Origin of the sequence: Sphingobacterium shayense (assembly GCF_013179575.1) — a bacterium.
In the GTDB taxonomy this organism is placed as follows: domain Bacteria; phylum Bacteroidota; class Bacteroidia; order Sphingobacteriales; family Sphingobacteriaceae; genus Sphingobacterium; species Sphingobacterium shayense.
Genome location: NZ_JABMCQ010000015.1, coordinates 28,828 through 42,562, shown reverse-complemented (window position 1 = coordinate 42,562; position 13,735 = coordinate 28,828). Strand labels below are relative to the sequence as shown.

The following is a 13,735-nucleotide window of genomic DNA, read 5'->3' as shown; positions in this document are numbered from 1 at the left end:
ACTGCAGGGTTCGCGATGCGGGATTCAGCCAATATCTTGGCCATCTCCGACTCATTAAAAATATACATCTCGGTCGTACCGGTTCCGTACGCATAACTTGGCAGAAATTGATAAGGATCAATCCGATCGTTCCCCGTTTTTCCCCAAGAAGCACGGATTTTGAAATCATTGACCACCGTTTTTACAGGTTGCCAAAATTTCTCTTCGGACACCCGCCAACCGGCAGAAACTCCTGGAAAAAAACCGAAACGGCTATTTTCCTGAAAGATATAGGAACCATCATAGCGCCAGACAAACTCCATCAGGTATTTATTTTTGGCGTTGTAATTTACCCGGCCGAAATAATTCAACCTAGCTTCTTTACTTGCCGACCCGCCGTTATTTTTGTCCAAATCGCCACCCGCAAAAAGCTGGTCTATAGCTGTAGATACGTAGTGTTTGCGAAAACCATAAAAATTCATATTATCGCCCTCGATACGCTCCACACCCGCCATGATATCAAACCGATGGTCATCCAAGTTAAACTGATATTTTCCCAATGCGTTCAAAGTCACAAGGCGGTTATCACTCATATCCTGACGCAGTTCCGCATTAGAATACCCGCGTTCTACCCGGTTCAACTGAGGTAATCCCGCATCATCGAAGGAAGATCTATCCCAAGCATAAAGATACCAGGGGGTCTTCCATAGTTTATCATTCTGTATACTATTGTCCATCGCTGCTGTCAGGCTTAGCGAAAGTCCTTCGACCCATGGTGCACGTAGATCGACAATCCCCCGAGTTTCTAGCACTGTACTTTTGTTTCTATCGTACCCCGTTTGGTTCGTCGTGATTACAACAGGGTTACCACTATCGCCATTGTCTGCTGGCTGGCCTGTCGGCCAGAAGTCGGGCATATTTGGTTTTGAGGCGCGCAGACGATTCCATATACTGGATCCGGACTCGGTCGGATAATGACGGTTTACCTCGCGAAGCGCCACATTCACTCCATAAGTGATATACGGTGAAATATTTCCATCAAGGTTCAACCGTAAATTGTGTTGTTTATAAGAGGTAGCACTGTTCTTATATATCGCATCCTGATAGCGCGTTCCTGCAGAAATATAATACCGCATACTCTCTTGACCACCCGAAATATTCAGATCGGCCGTGCGCTGGGTGGACCAATCCTTGAGGGTTGAAGCATACCAATCGGTGTTCGGGAAAAGCAAAGGGTCCGATCCATCCCGATATTTTTGCAAATCTTCTTCCGAATACATCGGCGTGCCTCCTTCGTAGAGCAAAATCTCGTTTAGCAATTCTGCATAGGTGGCTGCATCGGCCGCCTCAGGAACAACAGTAGGCTTTGCGATACCTTCATTATAATTGAACTGCACACGCGGAGCGCCAGAAGCGCCCTTCTTTGTTGTCACCAAGATCACTCCATTAGCGGCCCTTGCTCCGTAAATCGCTGCCGAAGCGTCCTTTAAGACGGTGATACTTTCGATATCTTGTGGATTAAGACGTTCCCACTCACGGTTGGGCACCCCGTCAACTACCACCAACGGGGTATTATTCCCTAAAGTGTTGCTACCCCGAATAGAAATTCCCGAGCTGCTTCCTGGCTCTCCTGAAGGCGTGAGCGCCACCAAGCCCGGTATCCGGCCGGCAACAGCGTCAGAAGGGTTTATGGCAGGCGCAGCATTTAACTTCTGGCTTTCTAATGTCCCCACCGAGCCAGTTAGATGTGCCCGTTGCTGAGTCCCGTACCCCACCACAACAACCTCATCTAGCGCACCTCCCTCTGTAGATAAGACCACATCTAACCTTTGCGTCTGCCCTTCTTGGATGGTCAGCTTTTTGCGCTGCGTTCCGTAGGATATGTATGATACCTCTAGGGTGTACATACCAGGAGACAACGATATTGTGTACCGACCATTCTCGTCGGCCCCAACGGTTTGGTTCGTTTCGACGATCTTTAGCGTCGCGCCTATTAATGGCGCGCCGCTAACATCTTTAACCATTCCTGTCACCCGTCCAGGCTGTTGTTTTCGTTTAAGGATGATGAATTTCGATTTCTCTTCAAATTCAACGTCTGTCCCTCGAAACGTTTCCCTCAATATTTCTCTTACAGTGCCCGTACGGCCTTTTTTAATATTTGGCGGTTTAATTGTTTTCAGATTTAAGGCGTCCGTATCGTACGCAAGCCTTACTTGTTGCTTTTCAAGATCCCTAATTACCTCCCATGCATTAGTGACCCGGTTACCTATTTCGATTCGTTGTTCCAAAACTTGTGCTTTAGAACTTCCGGCCGCTAACGTGCCGGTCATCGTAATCGCGATATACACGACGACTAAAGATAATCTCATGATACTCTTAAAATTGACTGATAATTTCAACTTCATTATTTTCTTATTGGAGAAGCTGATTCCTAGGTTTACAAACTATATATTTGCACAAATAGGAATCAGTAATTGGTGTCAACACTATAAAATTACTTGATCGGACCTTGCTTGTCGCTACCCACGCTTGCAAGATCATTCCTGAAGGCCGGTGGGACGCTGCAAACGTCCGCCGGCTACTTTTTTAATATATAATTAACCTATCGCCCTCCTTTCTCATTTGGTTATTGTGCATAAGACAGATCACTTCAAGCAGCTCATCTGCCTGCATTGTGCGATCGATCGTCAATGTATATTTTTGTTCGGTGACCTCCGCATCGCCGGCCACTAACTCTAACATGTATTTATTCTTTAGTTCAAGAGCCAATTCACCAAATGAAACCTGATCGAGGTGTGTTGTTCCGTCCATCCATGAGCTGCTCGATGAGGGGTCTACACGGTCCAAGATCACTTTCCCCGTTTCTTTATTAATTTTCAGCTGCTCTCCAGGAGTCAAAGTTTGACTATTTCGACCATTTACACTACTAACTTGTACACGCCCACTGGTGACGACTATCCGCTCGTAAGGAAGCTCTTCATAGGATTTTATCGTAAATGATGTACCCAGCACCCGGGTTTTCATGTGAGACGAGGAGACGACAAAAGGCTTTTGGGGGTTCGATTTCACTTTAAAATGAACTTCGCCACACAATAGATTAACCTGCCTTGTGGACAGGGAATTAAACTGCTTACTAATTGTGAGTTTGCTCCCGTGGTTTAGCCACAACACCGAGCTATCGGGTAAAAGGATTCTTTTGACCTGCCCAACTTTAGTTTCAACAACCACAAGAGGGTCAGCCGTGGATTTCTGATTTTCTCGTTCACGCAGCTTCCATAAAAACCCTAAGACCAGTAAACTACCGATAGTCACGGCTGCAACCCGCATATAAGGGCTTAATCGCTTCCTTATAGGATCTTTCTTTGGAATCAGCAGCAAATTTTCATCTATATGATCTGCATGTATTCGTGTTTGGATTTCGTTATAAATATCATTGCGCAATTTTTTCTCTTCGCTTTTTTCAAATTCTGGAAAATCGTCGCCGAATTCATCATACCACCGATTGACCAAATCGATTTCTTCTCGACTGGCCGTTCCTAACCGATATTTTTTTAATAATTCTTTAAATTTATCAAACTCCACTTCTTACGTTTTAAATAGATGACGGAAAAGCGGACTTATTTTACTTTAAAAAATGATTAAGAATTTATTAACAGCTGGTAAACAAAATAAATAAAAGTGAAGGAGTGGATGTTATTATAGTTTTCGAATCTTTTGGGAAGATCCTTTCGCAATCTTTTTTTTGCCTCCGATAACAAGTTACTAACGGTTTGATCAGCTAAATTGAGCGTCTGTGCAATTTCTTTAACATCGTAATTTTCCAGTCGCAACTGCAGGGATTGCCGCATATTGCCCGGCATTTTCTCCATTTCTTCTTGCAAAATCTCTTCCGCACGTTCATAGCTCAGCCCGAGTTCATCTTGCTTGACTACCATCTCCATTAGGTAGTACGCCCGCTGGACAACGGTATTGTTTCTATCTTCTTTATAGAAATAATCGATCAGTTGATTTTTGAGTGATGTCATCAGGTAAGCGATCACATAATCACGGATGTTAATCGTACTTCGCTTATTCCATAGCTTCACAAAAACATCCTGTACCATATCTTTAGACACATCCTCGTCATGCGTACGGCTCCAGGCATAACTATAGAGTGTCCTCCAAGTCGCTAAATAAATACGATCGAAAGATTTCCGGTCACCGTCATTCTGGACGGCCAGCCAGCATTCTTTTAATTTTGCGTGGTCCACCATTTTATGTTCAAAATTAAAACTCTAACATTAACTCAGCGTTAAGGTTAAAACTATTATCTCGATCTCCAAATGGGTAGTTTAAATTGATTAATATGCTCATCATTCATTCCCGAGAAACGTTTTCTGATACCACAATATAGATTATATTATCAAAAGAAACAAAACCGCTGTCCATTTTCTAACAATGAAATTTTGAGATACTCCCTTGTTAAATCAAGAAGGATTCTTAGATACAACCAAACATGAGTATTCGGCATCAGTTTGCAGCGCTGCCGAATAAAAAGGAGACAAAACGATAAGTGAGTGTGCGAGCCATTCACCGAATAGGTTGTCTGCAGTCGAGGAGAAAACTGTTCCGATTTATTAATTATTCCATGTCTTTCGAAGATGTACACTTGTGAATGCGCTTTCCTGGTCAGACACCTCGTTTCGATCATAAGTAACTGAATTCGTACGTTGCTTATTCCTCAAGATGGTTAACTTACTTGACTCAGGTTAAACATTTTGCTGGCCAATAGAACAATGTGAAAAAATAGTTAACTAATAAAGTCCTAATTTTAGCTTTTTAGGTGACAACAGATTTTCGGATACCTTGAATATCACTATGAAATCCGTTGGACAAATCCCGATAGCACCAGTTATTCACATGCTGAGTCCCACCGTTTAATCTTAAAATAGACATTTTGAATTGTGCTATAGAATCTCTAATATTGTTTGCTAGATTATTAACCGACTCTCCATAGATGGAAACCAACCATTCCATATTATCTTATGAGGAACTTGTTTCAAGAATAAAAAAATCAGATCGTCAGGCATTTAACGAATTGTATGAACGTAGTTGGGAGAAACTTTATACCCAAGCTGCTTCAAAACTCAAAAGCGATGACCTGGCAAAGGACGTCGTTCAGGATATATTCGTCGATCTGTGGACCAAACGGGAAAGTCTAGCAATTGATAAGGTAACAAGCTACCTTTCTAGAGCTGTAAAGTTTAAGGTGATCGATCAAATTCGCAGGAAGGATTACTATCAACAAGAAATTGATGAAATTGCAGAAATTATTGCAGATAGTGAATTTGCGGATAGCAAATTTTTAGAAAAAGAACTTAAGGAAATCATCATCCTACTAATCGAACGTTTACCAAAAAAACGACGGGAAATTTTCAAAATGCGGTTCCAAGAAGAACTTACCACAAAAGAGATAAGCGAGCTGCTGAAAATATCTCCCAAAACGGTCCAAAACCAAACATTAAATTCAATTAGTCTACTACGCAGCCTCTTCCAAAAAATATTTTTTACATTATTTCTATTTTTTTTTGGGAGTTAGCGCACCTTGATACGACATAAGAGAAAGCAACCAATATAAGCTGTTCTCCATGCAAAGGAAACGTCGATCCATTAAAAAGAAGATCCTTCACATTTTCCGTAGATATACGAAAGGTGAGGCAACATCCACAGAACAAAATTTTGTGGATTCCATATATGAATACATCGGATCTTCTGGGCGTAGTAGCGTACCAAATGCATCAGATTCTGCTAAGCAGGAAATCAAAGCAAAGATCGATCAGCAGATCAGTGGCCATCCCAAAAAGTTAAAGTTATATGTTCGCTTGGTCAATCGCGCTGCGGCATTCCTTATAATGGCCTCCGTTTCTTTACTAGTGTGGAAAAACCAAAAGGAAATTAAATCTAATCACAGCAAGTTTCCGATCACCCAACGGAGCGCGATCATACTGTTGCTTATTTTTTTGCTATCCTATGTGAAAATTAATAAAGATGTTCAAGTCGCCTTTTCTAACCCGGTGCACGCATTTAATAATTATTCCAATATCACTAAACGCTTTTATTTTCCGGACAGCTCATCCGTACTATTGGCGCCCAACACGGCAGTAAAATACTCGGGCGATTACGCGAAGAATAGGTTAGTCACTCAGCTTAATGGTAAAGCGGTATACTCTGTACGCAAGAATAAAAATAATATCTTCCGTGTTATTAATCAGGGCATTGAAACTAAAGCTATCGGAACCAAATTTATTGTCAATGCGCTACCTCCAAACCAAATTCATATAACGCTACTAGAAGGTAAAATCGTTGTTCAGGATATAGAAAAATTACAGACGGGGGAAATTTTCCTTCGCACTGAGCAAATCTTAAAAATCAACCCTAAGACCTACGCCTATTCCATGGATCTTAAAGAAACAACCGCGATAAAACAGGTGAGCTTAGAGAAAATAAAATCTAAAATCAACAGCCCGCGAAGCACTGTCTCTTGGACAAACACGGAGATAAAGTTCTTAAAAATCGAGAACCAGGAGCTTTTCCAAGTAATCGAACGGGTTTTCGACGTCACGGTGCTCACTGACGAAGAATCAATCTTGCATGGAAATTTCACGGGTAGCTTATACCGAGATGATAATTTAGAAACATTAATTGGGAATTTTTGCCAATTAAACAACTGCTCGTTTCAACTTAAAGATAACATCATAGAAATAACAAAAATGAGAAAGGCAATGACACCGTAAAAGCCATTAATTAACCCTAATAACTAGTATAAACTAACATGTAATTATGATAACCAAATTAATAAACCACCTTTTTATTGGGGTTTTGCTATTCTGCTATGTAGCAACTAATGCCCAATCTAACATCAGTACAACCGGTAAAATAATTACCATGGATGGTAAAGGCTTACCTGGGGCGACAGTAAAATTTGTTAATTCACAGACCGACGAGCTGGTTGTCGAGATTTCCAGCGGCGAGGACGGTGTGTTTCAAATCAATACGCTTTCCGACAAAGTCGTTTACAATGTGCATGTTCATCACATAGGCTATCTGCCGGAATCGATAACAGATTTTGTGGTATCGGCCAATAAAACTAACACCATCTTGCTGCGACTTAAAGAAGATCAATCCGAAATAGAGGAAGTTGTTGTCGTGGGGTACGGTACACAAAAGAAAACCAACTTAACGGGCGCAGTTTCCGCTGTATCAGGTAAAGATATGGCTACACGTCCAGTAGGACAAACGACTGCCGCTCTCCAAGGGATGGCGCCCGGAGTGACAATCACCCAGCGTTCAGGGAAGCCCGGTAGCGATGGAGGCGATATCCGCATCAGAGGAATCGGTACAATCGGTAGCGCCGGCCCATTAGTGCTCATTGATGGGATTGAAGGATCTATTAATAATATTGATCCAAATTTAATCGAATCAGTATCTATCCTTAAAGATGCGGCCTCATCTTCAATCTACGGATCTCGAGCGGCAAACGGAGTTATACTAGTGACAACAAAAAGGGGTGAAGGGGAAAAAATATCAATCGCCTACAACAATTATTTTGGATGGCAGAACCCGACCAATATGCCTAAAATTGTTAACGCACTGGATCATATATTGCTTACAAATGAGGCATACACCAATGTCGGCAGCTCTCCTTTATATTCTGATGAGCTCATCGAAAGGTACCGCCAGCAGGGCTCAGGAAGTTCGGATGAGCTTCCTAATACCGACTGGCAAAAAGAAGCCCTATTGGGTAACGGTTTTCAGCAAAGCCACTTTTTAACCATCAACGGAGGAACCAAAAATGTAAAAATGCTTGCCTCCTTTGGCTATTATGATCAAAATGGATTAACATTAAACAGCGGATTTAAAAGGTATACGATTAGGAACAACGTCGATATAAAATTCTCCGAAAAATTTTCCGCGAAAATAGATCTGCAATACGTAAACCCAATCGTAGAATCACCCTCGGCGGGGGTAGAAAATCTTTTTCAATGGATGAGCAGCATCCCTGCCAATCAATCCTTTCGAAATTCCGATGGATCTTGGGGGCTGGGATGGAATGGGAACAACCCTGTTTCAGCAGCTGCAGACGGAGGGGTCGCTATGAATAAAGCTCCCTTTGGATCGATTAACGCTTCGATTATCTATAAACCCTTAGACTGGCTGACTGCAGAGGTTAATTACGCGCCAAAATATGCCACACAGGTAAATAAAAATTTCAGAGAGATGGTACAGTCCTACCATCCCGATGGTACTCCGAGCTTCGCTGTTCCTCTGCGCTCTGCGCTCACCCAGTATAACAGCCAAGACTTCTACAACAATATGAGAGCTACACTTAATATCGATAAAAGCTTCACCGACCATAATTTCTCGCTACTACTAGGCGCATCCCGAGAGGATTTTAGAACAGACTACATACAAGGTTTTAGGGATATTTTTGTCTTACCAGAATTTCCGGTACTGGATGCCGGATCGGCGTTAAATCAGGAGGCTACGGGTAGTGCATCAGATTGGGCTTTACAGTCTTTTTTCTCACGGTTGAATTATAACTATAAACAAAAATATCTGCTTGAAGTAAATGCACGCTACGATGGTTCCTCGCGGTTTATTAAAGGAAACAGATATGGGTTTTTCCCTTCCATGTCAGCAGGATGGCGCTTTACCGAGGAGGACTTCTTTAATGAAGCAAAATCATGGCTTAACGAGGGTAAAATCAGATTCTCCTGGGGACAATTAGGGAATCAGAATATCGGAACCTACCCTTCGGTTGCTGCACTAAATTTAGGCTCATACACCCTAGGGGGTGAGATCATAAATACGGCCGCACTAAATAACTTATCCAACCCCAATATTACTTGGGAAACGACCGAAGAGAAAAATTTCGGCATCGACCTGACGCTTTTTAAAAACTTCAATTTTACGGCTGATTATTATTACCGTAAAACAAGCGATATTTTATTGCAGCTGAACATTCCATTGATTCTAGGGTTGAACAGCCCCTATCAAAATGCTGGAGTCGTTGAAAATAAAGGATGGGAGGTCTCCCTAGGTTATCGCAGTGATTTTGACAAACCTTTTAAATATAATTTGGTATTCAACCTCTCTGACGTCAGAAACAAAGTACTGGATATGAGAGGAATCAATCAAACAGGATTAACAGTAAATAGAGAAGGTCACTCCATTAACTCCATATTCGGCTATCAAACGCTCGGATACTTCCAGAATGAAGATGAAATAGCAAACCATGCAACTCAATTTGGAACACTAGCTCCCGGCGATTTAAAATATCAGGATCAAAACGGAGATGGAATAATTAATGAGAGTGATAAAATAATTATTGGAAGCACAATTCCAAGATACACTTATTCACTAAACAGCTCCTTTAGTTACAAAAACATCGATCTAAGTTTTCTAATTCAAGGTGTCGGAAAAGCGGACGGCTATCTCTATGGAGCAGGCATTCAACCCTTCACCACGACCGGAGCGATCGGAGGAACAATCCGTGAAGACAACAAAGACAGGTGGACGCCCGATAATACAAATTCTTTATATCCACGATTAGCATTCGGACAGAACAACAACCAACAGGTTTCCCAATTCTGGATGAAAAAAGCTTCTTACCTACGCCTTAAAAATCTACAAATAGGTTATAACATCCCACTTAGAAACAATACAATAAAGAGTCTTAGGGTGTTTGCCAATGGATCAAACCTATTTAGTATCGATAACTTTTGGGAAGGTTACGACGTTGAAGCACCTATTGGAGTTGGAAATTATTATCCTCAAGTGAAAGTATACACTTTTGGCGTTGATGTTACATTCTAAAACTTAGAGAAATGAAAATATTTAATCTTTTTAAATGTTACTTATTGCTAGTGATATTTAGTTTAACGACCCTATCGTGCGAGGATTACTTGGATCGCAAACCTTTATACGGACCCTCTGATGAGAATTATTTCGCTAACCTTGACGAATTGATACTGGTCGTAAATGGTTTATATAGCGCTATGGTTTTTCATCCAACAGATGACATGCCTTTAAACCTCGTCATTGACGATGCGACAGACATTGGCTGGGACAGAAACACTTCACCGCTTCAATCTATCGGAAGAGGAGATTATGATAGTAACAACGACTTTATCCTTAACGTATGGACCAATGCTTATAAGATCATTGGTAAATGTAATTTTGTGCTAAATAATATCGGAAAACTAGATGGAAAGATTGACCCTGAACTCTATAAAAGATATTCAGCGGAAGCGCGGTTCATCCGAGCCTATACCTATCAATATTTAGTGGATTATTTTGGTGGTGTCCCTTTGATGACTGATCCGGTAAGTCTCGAGGAAGCGCAGGTTCCTCGCTCTAGCAAAGAAGAAATTGTTGATTTTGTGTTAGCTGAATTGCAATCCGCAGCTACCGATTTGCCGGTAAGTTATGGGGGAGAGGACAAAGGAAGAGCTACCAAAGGTGCCGCCCTTGCCATCCGTGCGAGAGCCGCATTAAACAATAGCAGATGGCAAGAAGCTCGGCAATCTGCAAAAGAAGTAATTGACCTAGGCGAATACGAACTGCACGATAATTATGGAGAGCTATTTTCATATGCTGGAAAAGATTCCAAGGAGATAATCTTCGCTTATCAATACCTTAGACTCCAAAACACAAAAACACATAGCACCACGCGCGCCTTCTTATCAAGAAATGCGCAGGGCACATCGAATAAAATTCCTTCTCAATCCGTTGTCGATGCATTTCTGTGCAGCGATGGTTCTGAAATAAATGGTTCCTCCACCTATAATCCGCAAAAACCATTCGAAAACCGCGATCCGCGCTTAGCCTTTACAATCGCCCTACCTGGATCCGAATTTTTCGGGTATCAATTTGAAACACACAAGGATAGTTTGAGAATTTGGAACTACTCTTACAATACCTCCACGCCAATCCGAATAGCAAACGATGACGCAATTAATGCTTATGCAACCTTCTCTGGCTACTGCTGGAGGAAATATGTGGATATACTGGATAAAGAATTTCCAACGCAATCGGAAATAAATGTTATTCAGTCCCGGTTTGCTGAAATTTTATTGATCTATGCCGAGGCCAAAATCGAACTGAACGAAATCGATCAATCGGTTTATGATGCGCTCAATAGAATTAGAGAAAGGCCATCGGTAGACATGCCCGCCATTACCGCCGGAAAAAGCCAGAACGAGTTAAGAATACTGGTCCGTAAAGAACGTCTGTATGAACTGGCAAATGAGGGCTTTCGGATGACCGATTTGAAAAGATGGAAATTAGCCGACAAATTCATGAATTCCACGTTGTACGGAAGAATACCTCGCGGGCTATTAAGCGGCCCGCCGGAAATTGATGACGACGGAATGGTAAACTACTCCGGGGTTGCCAATGTAGCGCAAATGCGTGTTATTGAAAAAAGGAAGTTCAACCCGGCTAGAGACTACTTATGGCCGATTCCAAATATAGAGATCGTAACGAATAAAAATTTAGAGCAAAACCCGGGCTATTAAAGAGGAACTAATAGAGATTTTTTTGATTAAACGAATAACTGGATTACATATGAAAAATTTATTTAGCATTTTTTTATTGATAATTATAAGCAATACCGCTCTGAGGGGGCAGCAGCACATTACCGTTGACATCTGTATTTACGGTGGTAGCTCGGCAGGTGTTGTAGCCGCATACACCGCATCAAAAGCAGGAAAATCTGTTCTAGTCATCGAACCAACGAGCCACTTGGGGGGATTAAGCGCCGGAGGGCTCGGCATGACCGACATCGGAAATAAGTATGTTGTAAAAGGGCTCGCGTTGGATTTCTATCGAAAGATTGGAAAACACTATAATCAATTTGAACAATGGATTTTCGAACCAAAAGTTGCAAGCGAAATTTTCGCGAATTATTTAGCGAACTGTGATGCTAAGGTTATAAAAGGCTATACCGTGAGTAAAGTCAATAAAGAGGGAACCGTGATAAAAAGTGTTGATATTCACCGATCACAAGATCAAGGCAAAGGACAAACCACAGTTACTGCAAAAGTGTTTATGGACTGTACTTATGAAGGCGACCTACTCGCTTTAGCCGGGGCCTCCTACCATGTAGGACGAGAGGACAACAGTGTTTACGGAGAAACTATAAATGGCGTTCAGCTGCTGGACGGGCATCAGTTCCCAGACGGAGTAGACCCCTACCGCGAGAAAGGAAACAAAAATAGTGGTTTATTATGGGGAATTAATGCTGATCCCGTATTAGCGCAAGGAACTGGAGATAAAAAGGTGCAAGCGTATAATTACCGAATTACACTTACGAATAATCCGTCCAATCGAATTGAAATTACTAAACCCGATAATTATGACCCAAGTAAATACGAACTGTTAAAAAGACAAAAAGAGATTCAACCATGGAAAAGCCTGCAAGACGTCTTTATCTGGTCTCTCATGCCTAACGGAAAAACAGATATTAACAATAGAAATGGTTTTTCTACCGATATGATTGGAATGAATTGGAATTATCCTGAAGCGGATTACTCAGAACGCCAAGAAATTATCAAAGCACATGAAGACTATACCAAAGGTCTTCTGTATTTCGTGGGAAATGATGCTTCAGTCCCGGAATTTATACGTAAGGAAATGAAAACATGGGGATACCCCAAAGATGAATATGTCGATAACAACAACTGGTCTCCACAACTTTATATCCGCGAAGGTAGGAGGCTGATTGGCGAACTGGTGATGACACAGAATCATTGCCAAGGTCGTGAGATTGTGGACGATGAAATCGGTTATGCGGCGTATACCATGGACTCCCATAACTGCGATCGTGTAGTAGTGAACGGCATGGTCAAAAATGAGGGTAACGTGGAGGTCGGTGGCTTCGCACCCTTCCCTATCTCATACCGAGCGATTACTCCAAAAAGGGACGAAGTTAGCAATTTGCTTGTCCCGGTTTGTCTTTCCGCTAGTCATATCGCATTCGGTTCGATTCGAATGGAACCCGTTTTTATGGTCCTAGGACAATCAGCGGCCGTCGCCGCTTGTTTGGCTATTGATCAAAAAACGGATGTACAAGGGGTTAAAGTCGATGATATAAAAATGGTACTTCTGAAGAATCCTAAAGCTGATAACAGGCAAGCCGATGAGTTGATTCATGTATCAGACTCGGAGTTAGTATCTTTAACTGGTTCATGGTCCAAAGGCAAGTCCAAAGGTTACGGAATGAGCTACCAAGAGTCGCGTCCAGAAGGTTTAAGTGAGGCGAGATTTAACACGTCCACAGGCTTTAAACCAGGGAAGTATAAACTATATACTTATTTCCCAAAAACAAAAGAAAGCTCATCTTCACTAACGATCAATATATTTAACGGAGAAACAGAAAAAACTAAAACAGTTGATTTGGACAAAGTGGAGATTAAAGGACAGACAAGCAGTACTTGGGTTTATTTAGGTGAATTTGCTTTCCAAAAGTCGACCTCAAACCCATACGTAGAAATTAGTACTAAAGGAGCCAACGGTATCGTTGCTGCAAATGCAATTCTTCTCGTACCGGCTACAGATCAACTTTAGGCCCCGGGTGTAACTAACCCCTTACAGATTAGGCTATTCTTGATCCAGCTTCACTCCCTGTATTCTCCTTATTTCGGACAATACGGGGAGTTATTTTATCAACCTCCCTTTTATTTAGCCCACAAGGAGGACGTCGCTTTAACCTTAG

The 13,735-nt window shown here is 41.8% G+C and carries 8 protein-coding genes; 5 read left to right on the top strand and 3 right to left on the bottom strand.

What is annotated here, in order from left to right; genetic code table 11:
- From HP439_RS03655 to HP439_RS03645, 3 genes are all read right to left on the bottom strand, one after another.
- On the bottom strand, positions 1 to 2,348 hold a 2,348-nt coding region (locus tag HP439_RS03655; RefSeq protein WP_172388993.1), incomplete at its 3' end, for a SusC/RagA family TonB-linked outer membrane protein.
- 217 nt (positions 2,349 to 2,565) lie between these two features.
- Positions 2,566 to 3,561 (bottom strand): FecR domain-containing protein, encoded by a 996-nt coding sequence (locus HP439_RS03650; protein WP_172388992.1) that lies wholly within the window; start codon positions 3,559 to 3,561, stop codon positions 2,566 to 2,568.
- 56 nt (positions 3,562 to 3,617) lie between these two features.
- On the bottom strand, positions 3,618 to 4,232 hold the full coding sequence (locus HP439_RS03645) for an RNA polymerase sigma factor (RefSeq protein ID WP_172388991.1): 615 nt from the start codon (positions 4,230 to 4,232) through the stop codon (positions 3,618 to 3,620).
- A 743-nt stretch (positions 4,233 to 4,975) separates the two neighbouring features.
- Between HP439_RS03645 and HP439_RS03640 the strand changes: the two genes are divergently transcribed.
- From HP439_RS03640 to HP439_RS03620, 5 genes are read left to right on the top strand one after another with little or no spacing between them, the layout of a single operon-like run.
- Entirely contained in the window at positions 4,976 to 5,557 is a 582-nt protein-coding gene (locus HP439_RS03640; protein ID WP_172388990.1) for an RNA polymerase sigma factor, read from the top strand.
- Between the two features lie 49 nt (positions 5,558 to 5,606).
- Positions 5,607 to 6,752, top strand: coding sequence for a FecR family protein (locus HP439_RS03635; RefSeq protein WP_172388989.1), 1,146 nt, complete (start codon positions 5,607 to 5,609; stop codon positions 6,750 to 6,752).
- Positions 6,753 to 6,798: 46 nt separating this feature from the next.
- Entirely contained in the window at positions 6,799 to 9,834 is a 3,036-nt protein-coding gene (locus HP439_RS03630) for a SusC/RagA family TonB-linked outer membrane protein (RefSeq protein WP_172388988.1), read from the top strand.
- Between the two features lie 11 nt (positions 9,835 to 9,845).
- Complete coding sequence (locus tag HP439_RS03625) at positions 9,846 to 11,537, top strand: RagB/SusD family nutrient uptake outer membrane protein (RefSeq protein ID WP_172388987.1); 1,692 nt, start codon at positions 9,846 to 9,848, stop codon at positions 11,535 to 11,537.
- A 49-nt stretch (positions 11,538 to 11,586) separates the two neighbouring features.
- The gene (locus HP439_RS03620; RefSeq protein WP_172388986.1) at positions 11,587 to 13,587 is read left to right on the top strand and encodes an FAD-dependent oxidoreductase; all 2,001 of its coding nucleotides are present in this window, start codon (positions 11,587 to 11,589) and stop codon (positions 13,585 to 13,587) included.
- The last annotated feature ends 148 nt before the right edge of the window (positions 13,588 to 13,735 follow it).